General features: G+C 38.3%; 15 protein-coding genes and 1 other RNA gene. 9 read left to right on the plus strand and 7 right to left on the minus strand.

Annotated elements, in window-relative coordinates; translation table 11 throughout:
* Positions 1 to 699: a 7-cyano-7-deazaguanine synthase QueC gene (gene queC, locus ACWPWK_RS13760; protein ID WP_109371692.1), complete on the minus strand. Its 699-nt coding sequence runs from the start codon at positions 697 to 699 to the stop codon at positions 1 to 3.
* 158 nt (positions 700 to 857) lie between these two features.
* Here queC and ACWPWK_RS13765 point away from each other — a divergent pair, with 158 nt between their 5' ends.
* The 5 genes from ACWPWK_RS13765 to amtB all read left to right on the plus strand — a co-directional run bounded on the left by ACWPWK_RS13765 (position 858) and on the right by amtB (position 6,782).
* The gene (locus ACWPWK_RS13765; protein WP_036911686.1) at positions 858 to 1,319 is read left to right on the plus strand and encodes an Lrp/AsnC family transcriptional regulator; all 462 of its coding nucleotides are present in this window, start codon (positions 858 to 860) and stop codon (positions 1,317 to 1,319) included.
* A gap of 56 nt (positions 1,320 to 1,375) precedes the next feature.
* On the plus strand, positions 1,376 to 3,121 hold the full coding sequence (locus ACWPWK_RS13770; protein WP_109371690.1) for a SmdA family multidrug ABC transporter permease/ATP-binding protein: 1,746 nt from the start codon (positions 1,376 to 1,378) through the stop codon (positions 3,119 to 3,121).
* Complete coding sequence (locus ACWPWK_RS13775; protein ID WP_109371688.1) at positions 3,108 to 4,895, plus strand: SmdB family multidrug efflux ABC transporter permease/ATP-binding protein; 1,788 nt, start codon at positions 3,108 to 3,110, stop codon at positions 4,893 to 4,895. The genes ACWPWK_RS13770 and ACWPWK_RS13775 overlap by 14 nt, the downstream gene beginning before the upstream one ends.
* 243 nt (positions 4,896 to 5,138) lie before the next feature.
* Positions 5,139 to 5,477: a P-II family nitrogen regulator gene (gene glnK / locus ACWPWK_RS13780; RefSeq protein WP_109371686.1), complete on the plus strand. Its 339-nt coding sequence runs from the start codon at positions 5,139 to 5,141 to the stop codon at positions 5,475 to 5,477.
* A gap of 12 nt (positions 5,478 to 5,489) precedes the next feature.
* Positions 5,490 to 6,782 carry an ammonium transporter AmtB gene (amtB, locus tag ACWPWK_RS13785; RefSeq protein WP_109371684.1) on the plus strand — a complete coding sequence of 431 codons (1,293 nt, stop codon included), beginning with the start codon at positions 5,490 to 5,492 and terminating at the stop codon, positions 6,780 to 6,782.
* A gap of 42 nt (positions 6,783 to 6,824) precedes the next feature.
* Here the strand turns inward: amtB and tesB are convergent, their stop codons facing one another.
* Positions 6,825 to 7,700, minus strand: a complete 876-nt coding sequence (gene tesB, locus ACWPWK_RS13790) for an acyl-CoA thioesterase II (RefSeq protein WP_100159258.1) — start codon at positions 7,698 to 7,700, stop codon at positions 6,825 to 6,827.
* Positions 7,701 to 8,021: 321 nt separating this feature from the next.
* Here tesB and ffs point away from each other — a divergent pair.
* Positions 8,022 to 8,118, plus strand: an RNA gene (gene ffs, locus ACWPWK_RS13795) — signal recognition particle sRNA small type.
* A 391-nt stretch (positions 8,119 to 8,509) separates the two neighbouring features.
* Here ffs and ACWPWK_RS13800 read toward each other — a convergent pair.
* The 4 genes from ACWPWK_RS13800 to ACWPWK_RS13815 all read right to left on the minus strand — a co-directional run bounded on the left by ACWPWK_RS13800 (position 8,510) and on the right by ACWPWK_RS13815 (position 14,112).
* Positions 8,510 to 8,713, minus strand: coding sequence for an HHA domain-containing protein (locus ACWPWK_RS13800; RefSeq protein ID WP_006535062.1), 204 nt, complete (start codon positions 8,711 to 8,713; stop codon positions 8,510 to 8,512).
* Between the two features lie 45 nt (positions 8,714 to 8,758).
* A complete protein-coding gene (tomB, locus tag ACWPWK_RS13805; protein ID WP_109371682.1) occupies positions 8,759 to 9,121 on the minus strand; it encodes an Hha toxicity modulator TomB in 363 nt (120 codons plus the stop codon).
* Between the two features lie 633 nt (positions 9,122 to 9,754).
* Entirely contained in the window at positions 9,755 to 12,904 is a 3,150-nt protein-coding gene (locus ACWPWK_RS13810) for an efflux RND transporter permease subunit (protein ID WP_109371680.1), read from the minus strand.
* A 14-nt stretch (positions 12,905 to 12,918) separates the two neighbouring features.
* A complete protein-coding gene (locus ACWPWK_RS13815) occupies positions 12,919 to 14,112 on the minus strand; it encodes an efflux RND transporter periplasmic adaptor subunit (protein WP_109371677.1) in 1,194 nt (397 codons plus the stop codon).
* Between the two features lie 124 nt (positions 14,113 to 14,236).
* Between ACWPWK_RS13815 and acrR the strand changes: the two genes are divergently transcribed.
* From acrR to mscK, 3 genes are all read left to right on the plus strand, one after another.
* Positions 14,237 to 14,881 (plus strand): multidrug efflux transporter transcriptional repressor AcrR, encoded by a 645-nt coding sequence (gene acrR, locus ACWPWK_RS13820; RefSeq protein ID WP_109371675.1) that lies wholly within the window; start codon positions 14,237 to 14,239, stop codon positions 14,879 to 14,881.
* Between the two features lie 28 nt (positions 14,882 to 14,909).
* Positions 14,910 to 15,263, plus strand: coding sequence for a DsrE/DsrF/TusD sulfur relay family protein (locus ACWPWK_RS13825; protein ID WP_072069368.1), 354 nt, complete (start codon positions 14,910 to 14,912; stop codon positions 15,261 to 15,263).
* 126 nt (positions 15,264 to 15,389) lie between these two features.
* Entirely contained in the window at positions 15,390 to 18,812 is a 3,423-nt protein-coding gene (gene mscK, locus ACWPWK_RS13830; RefSeq protein ID WP_109371673.1) for a mechanosensitive channel MscK, read from the plus strand.
* Here the strand turns inward: mscK and rsmS are convergent, their stop codons facing one another.
* Positions 18,813 to 18,977 (minus strand): pleiotropic regulatory protein RsmS, encoded by a 165-nt coding sequence (gene rsmS / locus ACWPWK_RS13835; RefSeq protein WP_102949409.1) that lies wholly within the window; start codon positions 18,975 to 18,977, stop codon positions 18,813 to 18,815.
* Positions 18,978 to 18,987 lie beyond the last annotated feature (10 nt).

Genomic DNA, 18,987 nt, shown 5'->3' on the forward strand with positions numbered 1-18,987 from the left:
TTATTTAAGACCCACTTTCTGTTTCATTGTCTGCATAATTGGTGTTTTATCGGCTAAGTAGGTGTTTAATCCGCGTTGTCTTAAATGACAAGCAGCACATTCACCACAGCCATCCCCCTGAATACCGTTATAGCAAGTTAAAGTTTCATGACGAACGAAATCTAACTTTTTATAGTAATCAGCAAGAGCCCACGTTTCGGCTTTATCTAGCCACATTAATGGCGTGATAAATTGAATATCACGAGCAATACCTAAGCTGACAGCATGATTCAGAGCTTTTACAAATTCATCACGACAATCAGGGTAACCAGAGAAATCTGTCTCACAAACACCAGTGATGACACTCTCTGCACCAATTTGATAAGCGTAAATTGCAGCCAAAGTGAGGAAAAGGATATTTCTACCTGGTACGAAGGTACTAGGAATATCACTTTCTTCACTTTCTTTGAAATCAGGAACAGGAATATTATCTCGAGTTAAGCTACTGATGGCGAGTTCGTTGAGTAAACTTACATCTAAAACTTTATGAGCGGTTGCACCTAGTAATTGACTAACTTTTTGTGCTACCTCAATTTCTTCTTTATGGCGTTGCCCATAATTAAATGTAATGCAATGTACTTCATCGTACTTTTCCAACGCTTGAATAAGGCAGGTTGTCGAATCTTGTCCACCACTAAAGACAACGACCGTTTTTTTCATCAGAATACTCCTGAATATTGAATTTCTATAAGGATTAGTACGCATAAAAGTACATATATTATGGCAATTTATTACCTATTTATCATTAGATGATTACTCTTATAGTAAGGGGCAGGTTATCATTATTTTTTGTAGGGGCATATTTTGAAGGAGTATCTATGTTAGATAAGATTGACCGTAAACTATTAGCGCTGTTACAGGAAGATTCAAGCCTCTCACTGAATACTTTGGCTGAGGCTGTTAACCTAACCTCAACACCTTGCTGGAAACGATTGAAAAGACTAGAGGATGAAGGGTATATTCGTAAGCGCGTTGCGCTGCTTGATAGTGAAAAAATCGGGCTAGGTCTAACAGTTATTGTTATGATTAGAACACAGCAACATAATAGCGAATGGTACGAACAGTTTGTCTCATTTGTTAAGCAAATGCCAGAAGTACTGACATTCTATCGAATGGCGGGTGAGTGTGATTATCTAATGCATGTTGAAGTAGTAGACATGAAAAGTTACGACCTATTTTATAAGCGTATGGTTAATGGCGTACCAGGTCTTATTGATGTGACTTCTAACTTCGCAATGGAAAAAATTAAATACACAACGGCAATGCCGATACCTGAATAAGGTTCATCTTTACCAACTGGCACTTTTATTTTTTGTATAACCTTAGGATTTAAGGCGTGGCTCTATTTTCACAGCTCAGTTGGTATTTTCTCAGTGAATGGCGTCGTTATGTAGGTGCCATTTTCTTATTGATGGTTATCGCAGTATTACAGGTGATCCCTCCAAAGATTGTTGGGATCATTGTGGATGGTGTCGATAACCATAGTCTGACGTTTAGCCAAGTGATCAACTGGATTGGCGTGATGGTATTAATTGCCCTCGCGGTTTATCTTTTGCGTTATTTTTGGCGTCTTTGGTTATTTGGTGCATCTTATCAATTAGCAGTAAAACTGCGGATGCAAATTTATCAACAACTTAATCAACAATCTTCTTCATTTTATCATCGTTATCGTACAGGTGATTTAATTGCACGTACCACCAATGATGTTGATAAAGTGGTTTTTGCTGCGGGCGAAGGTGTACTGACCTTAGTGGATTCTATGGTTATGGGGCTTGCTGTGCTTGTCATGATGAGTATTCAGTTAAGTTGGGAACTGACGCTGATTTCATTATTACCTATGCCAATCATGGCAATTTTGATTAAGCGATATGGCGATAAATTACATAGTCGCTTTAAAACCGCACAGGCACTTTTCTCTTCACTTAATAATCAAGCACAAGAAAGCTTGAGTAGTATTCGTATGATCAAATCATTCGGACTAGAGCAACAGCATGCCTCCCGTTTTGATGATGTGGCAAAAGAAACTGGACGACAAAATATGCGCGTTGCAAGAATTGATGCGCTATTTGATCCTACTATTTTTATGGCTATTGGTTTTGCTAATTTACTCGCTGTTGCTGGTGGTAGCTATTTTGTTATTAATGGCAGAATGACATTGGGTGAATTAACCAGCTTTGTGATGTATTTGGGGCAAATGATCTGGCCAATGCTGGCTTTAGCATGGATGTTCAATATTGTTGAGCGTGGCAGTGCTGCTTATAGTCGAATTAATAGTTTATTGGATGAAAAACTCGATATGGTTGATGGTGAATTATCACCAAAGCAAGGTAGAGGAGTATTATCCGTTAATATCAAACGTTTCCAATATCCCGAACAAACGACACAAACACTGAAAAATATTCAGTTCACATTATCACCCGGTGAAATGCTAGGTATTTGTGGTGTGACAGGAAGTGGTAAAAGTACATTACTTAGTGCCATTCAACGACTTTACGATGTTACTGAAGGTGAAATTTGTTTTCAATCAGTTCCTATTTATCAATTGAAACTTGATGAATGGCGAGCACGATTGGCTGTTGTTAATCAAACACCCTTCTTATTTTCAGACACCATCGCGGGAAATATTGCCTTAGGTCGTCCTGATGCGACAAAAGAAGAAATAGAGTCTGTTGCGAAATTGGCAAATATTCACGAGGATATTTTACGCTTACCTGAAGGGTATCAAACACAGGTAGGTGAAAAAGGTGTGATGTTATCTGGTGGACAAAAACAGCGTATTTCTATTGCCCGAGCACTATTATTGGATGCCGAAATTTTATTATTAGATGACGCATTATCTGCTGTTGATGGACAAACTGAATATCAAATTCTGCAAAACTTGTCACAATGGCGAAAAGATAGAACATTAATTATCAGCGCTCATCGCTTATCTGCATTGGTTGGTGCTACGAATATCTTAGTCTTAAAACAAGGTGAGATTATAGAGCAAGGTACACATCAGCAATTAATTTCAATACCAGGTTGGTATCAAGATATGTACCATTATCAGCAATTAGAGGCCGCGCTGGATGACGATGAATAAAAATAAATCCGTTAAAGCGCTATTGCCTGCATTAAAGCGTCTTTTGACTTATGGTAAAACCTATCGCAAACCCATGACATGGGGCGTCATTATGTTGTGGGTAGCCGCCGTTGCAGAAGTGGGGGGGCCATTAATTGTTGGCTATTTTATTGATGCAAAAGTTGCCACGAATAATGTGGAATTAATGTCATCATTAGGCCTAGCATTGGCTTTTATTCTTTTGCAGGTGATCGCCGCTACACTTCACTATTATCAGGCCATTGTGTTTAATCATGCCGCTGTTGGGGTTGTACAACAATTACGTACTGATGTAATGAGTGCGGCTCTAAAACAGCCATTAAGTGCTTTTGATAATCAGCCTGTGGGGCAGTTAATTTCTCGTGTAACAAATGATACAGAGACGATTAAAGATTTGTTCGTGAACGTTTTACCGACATTATTCCGAGCAATTGCTTTAGTGGTTGTAATGCTGATAGCTATGTTTTTATTAGAATGGCAAATGGCGCTTGTTGCAATGATGATATTTCCTGCGGTGATAGGTGTGATGATGTTTTATCAGCGATTGAGCACACCGATTGTACGTAATGTACGTCATTTTCTTGCCAATATTAATGATGGTTTCCACGAAGTTATCAATGGCATGTCAGTTATTCAGCAATTTAGGCAACAAGCTCGATTTGGTGAAAGAATGTCAGATGACAGTTGGCAACATTACCAAGCACGTATGAAAGCGTTAAAACTGGATGGTCTGTTATTACGTCCTTTATTAAGTATGCTCTCTGCGTTGGTTCTGTGTGGTTTATTAATGTTGTTTGGGTATCAGGGCAGAGCAGTTATTGGTGTTGGAGTTATTTATGCGTTTATTAGTTATTTAGGGCGATTAAATGAACCCTTGATCACATTGACATCTCAGCAATCGATTTTGCAACAGGCGGTAGTCTCTGGTGAGCGTGTTTTTGAACTGATGGATGCGCCTTTACAGCACTACGGTTCATCATCACATTCCATCACTCAAGGTAATATCGATGTTAACTCTCTTTGGTTTGCGTATCGTGATGAGCAATGGGTATTAAAAGATATCAATTTAACTATTTCTGCTCGTCATTTTGTCGCATTCGTTGGGCATACAGGGAGTGGCAAAAGCACTCTAGCAAGTTTATTAATGGGAAATTACCCTTGGCAAAAAGGAAATATCCATTTAGATGGGCAACCTTTAGAGGACTATTCTCATACTGCATTACGCAGTGGTATTGCAATGGTGCAGCAAGATCCCGTTTTATTATCAGGTTCACTGCATGACAACATTACGTTAGGGCGTGAATGTGATGAGTCACATTTATGGCAGGTATTAGAAACAGTTCAACTTGATCAATGGGCTAAAGCCTTACCTGAAGGACTACAAACAGAACTCGGTGAGCAAGGTAGCCGCTTATCCGCTGGACAAAAACAATTACTTGCATTGGCGCGTGTATTATTAATACCTCCTCGTATTCTTATTTTGGACGAGGCAACAGCAAATATTGACTCAGGAACAGAACAAGCCATACAGAAGGCGCTAAAAGTAGTTAGGGAAAAAACAACACTGATTGTTATTGCTCATCGACTTTCCACTATTATTGAAGCCAATGAGATTGTGGTGCTTCATCGTGGTGCAATTGTTGAACAGGGTGATCATGCTAAGTTACTTTCACAAAAAGGGCGATACTATAATATGTATCAATTACAGCAAGTCAGAGAGTCTTTACAAGAACAGGAACCTGTTGAAGTAGAATAATAACCTTAAATAAAAAATATAATTTTAGAGGGCACATCATCTTTATGTATGTGTCCTTTTTTATTTCCTCATTATCTCGCTTTTATCAAAATAGCAGCCGTATTTTTGCACCAACTCGGTGAGTTTTTTCATTTTAACTATTTCAATAATTTAATTTCTATTTAAATATCAATTAATTAAATAATGGCATGCCTTTTGCTTTTCTATATGAGCTTTGTTCTTTCAAATATCGACGAGGTTTATATGAAATATATCATCGCCATTATTAAGCCATTTAAATTAGAAGAGGTAAGAGAGTCGCTTTCTGATCTGGGTATCAAGGGAATGACAATCAGTGAAGTCAAAGGTTATGGACGACAAAAAGGGCATGCAGAGCTTTATAGAGGAGCTGAGTACGAAGTTAATTTTCTCCCCAAAGTAAAAATAGAACTCGCTATTTGCGATGAGCAACTTGAGTCAGTTATGCAAGTGATTATGCAAGCGACTGATACAGGGAAGGTTGGAGATGGAAAAATTTTTGTTTTGGAATTATTGCAGGCAGTCCGTATTCGTACTGGCGAGTCTGGTGATGAAGCTCTTTAAAGGAGATATTCGATGAAACGCTTACTTTCTTTGTTATTAATGTTAGTGCTTACACACTTTTCATCATCCGCATTTGCGACTGAAACAGTAATTGTTGATAAAGCTGATAACGGTTTTATGTTGATATGTACTGCTTTGGTCTTTTTTATGACTATACCTGGTATTGCTCTGTTCTATGGCGGGTTATTAAGAGGGAAAAACGTACTTTCTTTGATCACGCAAGTGATGATGATCTTCAGTGTTGTTGTTATTCTTTGGGTTATATTTGGCTACAGTCTGGCATTTACCGCAGGTAATAAAATTTGGGGTGGGTGGTCACTTACTTTTTTGAATAACGTATCACTAGATTCACTCTCTGGTTCAATTAATCAGTATGTACATATTGCTTTTCAAGGATCTTTTGCTGTTATCACTGTTGCATTGATTGTTGGTGCATTAGGCGAGCGAGTCCGTTTTTCCGCACTGCTTATTTTCACGGTTATTTGGTTTACGTTTTCTTATATCCCTATTGCGCATATGGTATGGGGAGAAGGTGGTTGGTTAATCGATGATGGTGCATTAGATTTTGCAGGGGGAACTGTCGTGCATATTAATGCGGCTATTGCGGCTCTTGTTGGTGCTTACTTACTTGGTAAGCGACGTGATAGCCAGCATACAGCGCTTAAACCTCATAATTTACCAATGGTCTTTACAGGTACAGCGGTACTCTATATTGGTTGGTTTGGTTTTAATGCAGGTTCTGCTGGTAGTGCAAATGCGATTGCGGCTTTAGCATTTCTAAATACAGTAATTGCAACCGCAGGCGCTGTACTTTCTTGGACGGCATCAGAATGGATCACCAGAGGAAAACCTTCCATGCTAGGCAGTTGTTCAGGTTGTATTGCTGGATTAGTGGCGATTACACCGGCTGCTGGCACGGTCGGAGTGATGGGGGCTTTATTTATCGGTGTAATGGGGGGCATTATCGGGCTTTGGGGCGTTGTTGTTTTAAAGCGCTGGTTAAAAGCGGATGATGTTTGTGATGTTTTCGGTATCCACGGTACTTGTGGTATCGCAGGTTGCCTATTAACCGGGGTATTTACGGCTTCATTCTTAGGTGGAGTAGGATATAGCGATGGTATGACACTCAGCAAACAAGTTTTAATTCAATTAATGAGTGTTGTGATCACCGTGATTTGGTCTGGTGTTGTCGCTTATACAAGTTTTAAAATCGCAGATAAGTTGGTGGGTTTACGTGTTTCAGAAGAGGAAGAGCATGATGGATTAGATTTAACAACTCATGGTGAAAGAGCTTATCAACAATAATTGTCTATTCCCCCTCGTTTGAGGGGGGAATATGCCAAGATATTATTTTGAATGTTTAGTACGTTTTTGGCGAATAACCCCTTCTTGAACAGAAGACGCGACTAGTTGACCATTTGTATTAAAGAATTTACCTCTCACAAATCCTCTACCGCCTGATGCTGAAGGGCTTTCAATCACATAAAGTAACCAATCATCTACACGGAATGGGCGATGAAACCACATAGAATGGTCAATCGTAGCGACCTGTAGACTTGTATCCATAAAGCCTAAGCCATAAGGTTGGAGAGCGGTTGGTAAAAAATCAAAATCAGAAACATAACCAAGCAAGTATTGATGCAAGAAAGGATCTGATGGCATTTCACCACGACTACGATACCAAACATAGCGTTCAGCAGGTGCTTTAGAGTAGCCAAAAGGGCTAAAATATTGCACTGGACGCGCTTCAAAAGGTGTTTCTCGTAGTGCTAAAGATTTAATCGGCTCGGGTAATTTAGGTGCTAATTTCTTTAAAATCTCATGTTGTGAGATAAGTTCATTTGGAAAAGGAACATCAGGCATTATATCTTGATGTTCAAAACCCTCTTCAAATTCTTGAAAAGAAACGGTCATATAAAAAATAGGTTTGCCATGCTGAATAGCGCTGACTCTACGAGTACTAAATGAACCGCCATCACGGATAAATTCCACATCATAAACAATAGGCTTATGGCTATCACCAGGACGTAAAAAGTAGCTATGAAATGAATTGATATAGCGGTTATCAGCAATAGTCTGTTTTGCAGCGTATAGTGCTTGTCCTACAACTTGCCCACCAAAAACTTGAGGTAATCCTAGATCTTCGCTTTGACCTCTAAATAGACCTTCTTCTATTTTTTCAAGTGCCATCAAATTGATGAGATCTTTCAATGCTTGACTCATAGTGTACCTGTATCATTAGATCTGGTTATTTTTTATAAAGTTGATTATATACAATCCTAAGAAGATAAAAAATAATCTCCCTTTTTATCTTAGATAGCAATCTAATGATAAATAAACAGAGTTGATGAGATTATGTTTACCCACTTATTGAATACTCTCTGATGAATTTATGAGAGGCAAAAAGAGCGTTAAAGGCAATTGAATAATCAGCGAGTGTAGATTTGGGTAATTAATCATCACTTAGGTTCACTTTCCTTGCTATTTGGATCAGTTTAAAACATAATGCGTGACGTCTTAGCAATAAGACAATCTATGGGGTCTTGTTGGTTCTCCCGCAACGCTAACTTGTTAACTCGGTCAGGTCCGGAAGGAAGCAGCCATGGCAGGTGTCGCGTGTGCCGGGATGTCGCTGGCAAGGCCCCACCCAATTTTTAGCCTTTCATAATATCTAATCTTTCATAATTATTATCTTCTAAGATTGTTATTTTTCCTTATATTTTTACTCTCTATACGTGTTTTTTGAGCGCTGTTTTCTTTGGGTTTAAGAGTCAATATTATTGAATAGAAAATAGTATGCTTAATGTATCAATTTATTATTGGAAAATTTACGGTCGTATTTATAAATGAAAGGAATATTTGAGTAAAGCAGTGCAGTCATGCCGTAATAAGTCAACGGCATGATGGTGTGTAATCATTCTACTGATAAGAAAACGTGAATAAAACGATATCTAAATTAAGAACTAATAACCCTACTACTATAAAAAATAAAAATAGCAAAAATAAAACTAAGGCAATTAAATAGAATTAGATTATCTTACAAATTTCCAAACAGACGCTGGAATTTTATCATATAGCTTATTCATTGTGAGTTCTGCTAAACGGTGGTCTGCTGCTGAATAAAACAGCTCCAGTTCATCATCAGAGAGTTCATATTTGTTTTTTTCAATCACACGTTCTAATGTTTCGATTGAAGTACATTTTCTTAAACGCATTAGATAGTCTGTCTTAGTCATGTTGTCTTTTCTCTATTATTAAAATAAAACTACAGATAATTAAAATTACTTAATATAACTTTTTGGGTTTTTGGCAATGAGAGCTAAAAGTGACTGGTTTAACTCTTTCCAATTATTGATATCTGAGTAAGAAATTGATGTATTACCAAATAAACGATAAGTCTCTTCAAGGTACTCTTCTATAAGCGTATTAATTACATGTTTATCTGGGTGCTTAATCTTAAATTTCCAACTAAAGTCCATAATGTGTTCAATTAGAACATTAAGGTCAACGCTTTTTGTGCTACTCAGATCGTTGTGCCAAACTGTGCTTCCTTTATCTAATGAGCCTAAAGCTTGCTGTAATAGCTCTTCGCACAAAAACGACAATTCGGCTAAATCTACTTTTTCTGGTGAATATTCGTCCATAACATATCGTAATTGAATTAATAGAAAATATTCATTAATAATGATCAATGCTTAAAGTTGAACTTATTAACGGGATACATCACATAATTCATTAATGGATTAATAAAAAACATAAACTTGAAAATGAGTGTTTATATTTACTCGTATGCTAAAAGAGTTAATAATTATATTTATTATTTCTAACAAAGTAATAGCATATCGAAAGACAACACTAAACTGCACACGAATGAGTTTAAAACTTATACAATAAGTATTTCTTTGCTTAATATAGCACTATTATTGCATAAGTCACTATCTGAACAACAGAATTTTGTCTATTTTCGTAAAAATCAAGAAACCCCGATTAAAGAGTATTTCTCTTAACTTTGTGATTTTATTTGTTTTTATTATATTTTAAATGTTTAAGCGTGTAAATGAGGCATAATTATCGTTGTTATTTATAAATAACAGAACTGCTTAATTTTGACAAAAAGTCATATATAAGAAAAAAAATAAAATAAATTTATTGATTAAAGAGATATTTCCTAAAAATAATATAATGAGATAAGTTTTCATTTAAAACAATACATCAATAGATAAAGAAAAAGGTCGCTTTCGCGACCTTTTTGGCATTACCACTCAAATTCATTCAAATTAGTGTGAATGATTTGGATGCTCTAAATCTTCATTTTTCTTCGCAAATCGTCTACGGATCACGACGAAGAAAATAGGAACAAAGTAGATAGCAAGGGAGGTTGCGGCAATCATACCACCGAATACACCTGTACCTACGGAGTTCTGAGCACCAGAACCTGCACCGTTACTTAATACTAGAGGAATAACCCCTAACATAAAGGCAAGTGAAGTCATTAGAATTGGACGTAGACGCATTCTAACAGAGTCTAACGTTGCTTCTATGAGTCCTTTACCTTCTTTCTCCATCAAGTCCTTGGCGAATTCAACAATCAAGATTGCGTTTTTCGCCGATAACCCAATGGTTGTTAAGAGCCCAACCTTAAAGTAAACGTCGTTTTCAAGGCCTCTTATTGATGTTAATGCAAGAGCACCAATAACCCCCAGTGGAACGACTAACATAACGGAGAATGGTACTGACCAGCTCTCATAAAGAGCAGCAAGACAAAGGAATACAACTATCAAGGAAATGGTATACAGCGCAGGCGCTTGGTTACCAGATAAACGTTCTTGATATGACATTCCTGTCCATTCATAACCGATACCGCTTGGTAGTTTACTTGCGAGATCTTCCATCATAAGCATTGCATCACCACTACTTTGGCCTGGTGTTGCACTACCTTGAATTTGAACTGCTGGTAAACCGTTATAACGCTCTAAACGAGGAGAGCCGTATAACCAAGGATCTTTACTTGTATCAATGAACGATGAGAATGGAACCATCTGACCGACATTGTTACGAACATAAAGATTACCGATATCTTGTGGCAACATACGGTATTGTGATTCAGCTTGAACGTAAACTTTCTTAACACGACCACGGTCGATAAAGTCGTTTACATAGCTACCACCAAACATCGTACCTAATGTTGAATAGATATCGCTAATCGCAACACCTTGAGCTTGTGCTTTTTCTAGGTCGATATACAGACGATATTGTGAAGTATCTTCCTGACCATTAGGACGCACGCCCATTAACATTTGAGGCTGTTGCGCTGCCATTCCTAGTAATTGATTTCGAGCTTCCATGAGTTTTTCGTGACCGAGGTTAGCTTTATCCACTAACTCGAATTCGAAACCACCCGCAGAGCCTAACTCAACAATCGCTGGAATGTTAAATGAGTAAACAAAGGCTTCCTTAATTTGGGATAATGCCATATTGGCACGTGCAACAATCGCCGGAACTTTGTCTTCATCTGATTTACGTTCATCCCAATCATTCAATACTACGAAAACCAGTCCCATATTTTGTCCTTGACCACCGAAGCCGAAGCCACTTACGGTAAAGACCGATTTAACGAGTTCTTTCTCATCAGTATTGAAGTAGTCGTTTACTCTTTCTAGTACGTCTTGTGTTTGTTCTTGTGTTGAACCAGCAGGCAACTGAACCATTGTCAGTAATACACCTTGGTCTTCTTCAGGTAAGAACGATGCTGGTAAGCGAATAAACATTAACGCCATACCTGCGACTAATAAAACGTAAATTAGTAAGTAACGACCTGTACCACGAAGAGTACGGGATACGCTGTCAGTGTAGTGGTGGCTACTCTTTTCAAAGGTACGGTTAAACCAACCAAAGAAACCTGTTTGCACACCGTGACTGCCTTTCGGTACAGGTTTTAACATCGTTGCACAAAGTGCTGGTGTTAAAATCAACGCAACGAAAACAGACAGAACCATTGCTGATACGATGGTGATAGAGAACTGGCGATAGATTGCACCTGTTGAACCACCAAAGAATGCCATTGGAATAAATACCGCAGAAAGTACTAGGGCGATACCGACCAACGCACTTTGGATTTGTCCCATGGATTTACGTGTTGCTTCTTTAGGCGATAAGCCTTCTTCTTGCATAACACGTTCAACGTTTTCTACCACAACGATGGCATCATCCACCAGAAGCCCGATGGCAAGTACCATCGCGAACATCGTTAAGGTATTTATCGAGTAACCAAACGCCGAAAGTATGGCGAAGGTTCCTAACAATACAACTGGTACTGCAATTGTTGGGATTAACGTAGCACGGAAGTTCTGTAAGAACAGATACATTACTACGAATACCAGCATAATTGCTTCAATCAGCGTTTTTACCACTTCGAAAATAGAGATCTTAACGAATGGCGTTGTATCGTAAGGATAAACAACTTCTAATCCCGCAGGGAAGAATGGCTCCATTTCAGCCAATGCTGCACGTACCGCGGTTGCTGTATCTAATGCGTTAGCGCCTGTTGCTAATTTAATACCGATACCAGAAGCGGGTAGGCCATTAAAGCGAGCAATAGTGCTGTAGCTTTCAGCACCCATTTCAACTATACCAAGATCTTTTAGCTTAACCTGTGAACCGTCGGTGTTAACCTTCATCAGGATATCGCCAAATTGCTCTGCGGTATTGAGTCGAGTTTGAGCAATAATAGATACATTTAAACGCTGGCCAGGAACGGGAGGTGTACCCCCTAATTGACCTGCGGCCACTTGGTTATTCTGTGCTTTAATCGCACCGATAACATCAAGTGTGGTCATGTTGTATTTCACCAGTTTATCTGGGTCTAACCAAATACGCATCGCGTATTGAGTACCAAATAACTGGGTTTCACCCACGCCGGTTACACGGCTTAATGGGTCTTTAATCGTTGCACCCACATAGTCTGCGATATCATCTTGTGACATTGAGCCGTCACTTGAGATGAAACCCGCAACCATCAAGAATGAACTTGAGGATTTATCAACACTAATCCCTTGTTGTTGCACTTCCTGAGGTAATAACGGCATGGCAAGTTGCAGTTTATTCTGCACCTGTACTTGCGCGATATCAGGATCAGTACCTGCTTCAAAGGTCAGAGTGATATTCATCATACCGGCTGAGTCACTGGTCGCAGACATATACACCATGTTATCGATACCATTCATATTCTGTTCGATAACTTGGGTAACAGTATTCTGCACAGTGGTGGCGTCAGCACCAGGATAAACCGCAGAGATAGAAATCGCTGGCGGTGCAATCGTTGGATACTGGGCAACAGGCAGTTTGATGAGTGCCAGAAGACCTGCGAGCATGGTAATTATCGCAATTACCCACGCAAATATCGGTCTATCTATAAAAAACTTAGGCATGGATCACCGACTCCTTATTGAGGATTCTTAGCTGGCTCAGTTTGTTCAGGTGATGGCTTCGCATCTAAATTCTCTTCTTGAGCCGTTACTGTCATTTTGGGTTTTGCTTTTTGCAATCCAGAAACGATAACGCGCTCACCAGCCTGAACACCACTATTAACGAGCCATTTATTACCAACAGCTTGTGACACTTCAATGGTACGAACTTCAACAACATTGTCTTTATTCACAACCATTGTTGTTGCTTCACCACGCGCTGTACGAATAACGGCTTGTTGTGGGATCAAAACTGCATTTTGACGAATACCATTCTCTAACTTAGTACGAACAAACATACCTGGTAGTAATTCCCCATTCGGGTTAGGTACGATAGCGCGCATTGTAATTGAGCCTGTTGTTTCATCAACAGTCACATCAGAAAATTCTAAATGCCCTTTCTGTGCGTAAGCTTGCCCATTCGTCAATGTTAAATGAACAACGGGTTTACCTTGTTCTTGACGAATAATGCCGCTTTCAATTTCATTTTTTAATTTCAGATAATCTTCGCTCGATTGTGTCACATCGACATAAATCGGATCGATTTGCTGAATTGTTGTCAGTGCAACTTGTTGACCTTGGGCGACTAAAGCACCTTCAGTTACGGTTGATTTGCCTGAACGACCTGAAATTGGTGATGTTACTTTGGTGTATTCAAGATTGATTTTTGCGCTTGTCACTGCTGCTTCTGCTGCTTTAACTGCGGCAGCCGCTTGTGCATATTGTGATGTTGCGGCATCAAAATCTTGTTTACTGACGTAATTTGTACCTAGTAGCGGTTTATAACGCTCTACAGTGAGACGCGCAATTTCAGCATTTGCTTTCGCTTTTGATAATTCAGCTTGCGCACTATTTAACGTTGCTTCAAAAAGAGCTGGGTCGATTTGATACAGTGATGTACCTGCTTCTACATAGCTACCTTCTGTATAGTTACGCTTTAAAATAATGCCGCTAACTTGAGGGCGAACCTCAGCAATACGGAAGGCTGATGTACGACCTGGTAAATCAGTAGTGATTGTCAGAGCTTGCGCTCCTAACGTCACAACACCTACAGCGGGTGCAGGAGGTGGACCTCCAGCAGACTGTTTAGCTTTGTCGTCACATCCAGCAAGAACCAAGCTGCCTGATAGCACTAACAGAGCCAGAGGCAAAACCCCTCTGTTTTTTCGCATAAGAAAACCTCTATTCAAACGTTGTTTCCCGGGATAAAAATAATTAAGTTGATGATTGATTGCGATGTATAGTACAAACATACATGAATGTATGTAAATTAACTTCAGTCAAAATCGAGGATTAATGGCACGAAAAACTAAACGGCAGGCACAAGAAACAAAACAGCAGATTATTGATGCTGCACTTCGACTGTTTACTGTGCAAGGCGTTTCTGCCACATCACTTTCAGATATTGCAGCAGCGGCAGGTGTTACCCGTGGCGCAATATATTGGCACTTTAAAAATAAAGTGGATTTATTTACTGAAGCGTGCGAACTCACCGACTTAAAAATAGAATCTTTAGAAATAGAGTATCAATCAAAATACCCAGATGATCCACTATTTGTATTAAGAGAATTGCTTATTTACATATTGACATCAATTGTCGAAGATCCCAAACATAATGCACTTTTAGAAATATATTTCCATAAATGCGAATTTGTCGGTGAAATGACACCAATTGTTGAAATTCGCAGAGAATTGTGTGCAGCGGATCACTCTAGAATAGAACAGTCTTTATCTCGTTGTATTGAAAAAAAACAGCTTCCTACGGACCTTAATTTAAGAAGAGCCGCCATTATGTTAAGAGCCATGATGACAGGTCTTGCCGAAAATTGGTTATTTTCACCAGAAAGTTTTTCTATCAAAGATGAAAGTCAATATTTGGTTGATAGCTTTATTGATATGATAAAGCACAGTGCAAATATGAGAATATCTGCGACCTCTTAATTTATTTTTAAACAAAAGGAAGACATTCATGAGTAAGGTGTTAGTTATTGCTAATGGTGCAGCTTATGGCAATGAATCATTATTTAACGCACTGCGTTTATCGATTACATTAAAAGAACAGCATCCAGAAACTCAATTAAATATTTTTTTAATGTCTGATGCTGTGACTGGGGCTTTAGCCCGTCAACAACCTAAAGAAGGCTACAACTTACAGCAAATGCTGGAAATTTTAACAGCGCAAAATGTGCCTGTTAAGTTATGTAAAACCTGTACAGACACCCGTGGTATCAGTGATTTACCACTTGTTGATGGTGCAGAATTAGGGACTTTAGTTGATTTAGCGCAGTGGACACTAGATGCTGATAAAATCCTGACTTTCTGATCACTATTTCGTTTTCTCAGGCGAGAAACACCCCAAGCAACTTGTTCTGTTTACACTGCCAATTTAAAGCAATTGGATTATACTAAGAGACAGTTTTTCAATATTAATTGAACAAGTTGCTTAACCATGTGTACAAAAACTCTTTTTTCTCAATTTAATAGTCAAATAAAGACGGTTATTACAGCCTCGATTATTGTCTTTATTCTTTGGAGCCTTTCCATTACCGCTGTTTTAGCCGCGGTATCGAGTAATTTACCGACTCAAGAAAGCATTCAAAATCAGCTTAATTTATTAAATAAGCGCAGTGAGTTAAGTGCAGAAGATAAATTAACTATTGCTGATCTTGAGCAATCGCTTTTATTACTTGATGATATTCAACAATTAGAGAAAAAATCGACAAGTTACAATAAAACAGTCGATCAATTACCAGAAAAATTGCGTAGTACTCAATATCAACTCGATCAATTAAAACAAAAAGTCGCTAATAAAGAAGGTGACAATTATAAAAAATCATTAGAGGCTTTACCGCTTGCAACATTAGAATCTCAACTTGAAACGGTATTACAGTCATTACAAAAATCTCAAGATGATTTAGCCAACTACAGTAATGAGCTTATTGTATTACAAACACAACCTGAAAGGGCGCAATCTGTTTTATTTAGCAATTCAGAAAGACTGCAACAAATAAGAACCTTGTTGAATAAAAGCAGTGCTGATAAAGCACAAATGCGCACTTCGGCAGTGCAACTGTTGCAATTAGAACAATATTATCTTCAACAACAAAATAATTTTCAAAAGCGAACTCTCCAATCAAATGTGCAACTGCAAAGCTTATTGCAACTACAGCGAGATTATAGCTCTGCTTATATCGACCTTTCACAAGAGCATGCTCAATTACTTCAGGATGCTATCAATGATAAACGCTTAGATAGCTCAGAGGAAACTGCCAAAGAAGCCCAAAGTACAGGGCTTGAGAATCAGATCATTAATAATGATCCATTTTATTTGGCACAAACAGAAATCAATAAACAGCTTAGTGATAAGTTGATTGTTACCACGCAAAATAATAACGATTTAAATCGCCATAGCTTACTAGTCAAGAATCGCTTAGATAGAGCCATTCAATCTGAACGTAATTTAAAAGAACAAATTGATGTGCTTAAAGGCAGTTTATTGCTGTCACGTATTCTGTTTGAAGAACAAGTTGATTTACCCGATGGTATATTTATTAATAACCTGCCTGATAAAATTGCCGATCTGCGATTAGAACAATTTGAAATAAACAAGCAACGTGATCAAATCATTCAACCTAATATTTATATTGATCAGTTGATGAAAGAGTATCAATCAACACATCCTGAAACCTCTGATGCTAATGCGCAAAAAGAGTTACGCAATGCTTTGGAACTATTAGTTGATGCTCGTAGAGAACTGCTCGATAAACTGAATAACCAATTAGGTAATCAAATTTCGGGTTCGATTAATCTCCAAATGGATCAGCAACAATTACGCAGTGTGGTAAGTTCACTCGAAAACACATTGGCTCAGCAAATTTTCTGGGTAAGCAGTAATAAGCCGATTAACCTAAATTGGTTTTCAACATTCCCCGCTCAGGCTGTTGCCGAATTTCAAGGTCTTAAACTTAACTGGTCAAATGAAAATCTGCTGATCGGGGCTAAGAAATCACTTCCTATACTTATTGCACTTATTTCGTTCAGTTTGTTGATTATTTGGCAACGTAAAAAGCTAGATGTGCAATTTGAAAAACTGAATGCGGATATTAATAAGCTTAATAAAGACTCACAACTGCATACGCCATTAGCATTAGGAATTGTATTTATAAAAACATTACCCCTTTCTTGTATTGTATTAGCAATAGGGTATTGGCTAATTAATAGCTTTAATGTTCAGCAAGAATTTATTTGGTCTTTTGCATGGCAATTTGCGGTATTTTGGCTGATGTTTGAATGGTCTTATCGCTTAATGTCTGACAATGGTGTTGCAGTAAAACATTTTAAAATTCCTCTCGAACGCGTTCAGCAAAATCGTAAACGTTTATTACGATTATCACTGCCAATGTTGCCAATTATTCTGCTTTCAGCTTATGGCATTAATAATCCATTGCTGTTGGTGGGTGATGTTATTGGGCAATTGGTTGCGATTATTTCATTATTTGGTATTAGTTTATGTGCGTTGCCATTTTGCCGTGAAATGTGGCAAGAAAAGGGCAATCATGTTGTTAGAACGGTCGTCATTACCTTATTAACGTTTTCACCCCTTATTTTAATGGGATTGGTTATTTTTGGTTATTACTACACCGCATTGCGTTTAGCAAATCGTTGGATTGATAGCTTATATCTACTTATGCTGTGGTTTATTGCTTATCACGCCAGTTTGCGCGGCTTAACAGTTGCGGCTCGACGCCTTGCCTATCGTCGTGCACTTGAGCGTCGACAAGCAATGCTTAAAGAGAAAAAAGAAGGCGAAGATAACAGTCTTGAACCTATTCAAGAACCACCAATGGATATGGATCAAATCAATCAACAATCATTAAGACTGACAACGATGATCTTATTTATCATCTTTGCGTCTAGTTTCTATGGTATTTGGTCTGATTTTATTACGGTCTTTACCTATTTAGATGGAATAACACTCTGGAGTTACACTTTACCGACAGAACTCGGAAATGTTGTTAAGGCAGTGACTGTTGCAGATCTATTATTGTCTGTTTCTATTATGGCAATTTCTTGGTTTATGACACGAAATTTACCAGGTTTATTAGAGGTATTAATTTTATCTCGTATAAAATTGCAACAAGGTGCTTCTTACGCGATCACAACCATTTTGACCTACATTATTATTGCTATCGGAACCATCGTATCACTGGGAATATTAGGTGTAGCATGGGAAAAACTGCAATGGTTAGCCGCAGCTTTAACAGTTGGTTTAGGATTCGGTTTACAAGAAATATTTGCAAACTTTGTGTCTGGCTTAATTATTTTGTTCGAAAGACCCGTCAGAATTGGTGATACGGTTACTATTGGTACTTATTCCGGTACGGTTAGCCGAATTCGTATTAGAGCAACGACAGTGACTGACTTTGATCGCAAAGAAGTGATTATTCCAAATAAAGCGTTTGTAACTGAACGGCTTATTAACTGGACATTATCTGATACGGTGACACGTATTATTATTCAAGTGGGTGTTGCTTATGGATCTGACCTCGATAAGGTCAAAGAGATCTTAATGAAAGCCGCTAAAGATAATGCCAGAGTGATGACTGAACCAGAACCTGTGGTGCTATTTACTGAATTTGGGGCAAGCACCCTGAATCATGATTTGCGTTTTTATGTCAGAACATTAGGTGACAGAAATATTGCAATAGATGAAGTTAACCGCGCTATTGATAAGCTGTGTAATGAAAATAATATCAATATTGCGTTTAACCAACTTGATGTCTATTTGCATAATAAACAAGGTGATGAAGTACAAGAGATAAAACGTCCTCTTGATGGCTCAACACCCGAAGCCAATACGCCTTTTGCTTAATTAAAGGGATGAATGAGTAGATTGTGCCGCTAATTTTTTTTCATAATCTTGGCGCACAATCTCGAGGGCTTCTAGTGCTGTTTTAGGATCAATATGGTGGCTTTCAAGTAAATAGATAAGATCGACTGCCAATTGAACAGACTCTGGTGCTTCTTTTAAACTCATTATCACTCCC

The organism is Proteus sp. Marseille-Q3619, from assembly GCF_965283115.1.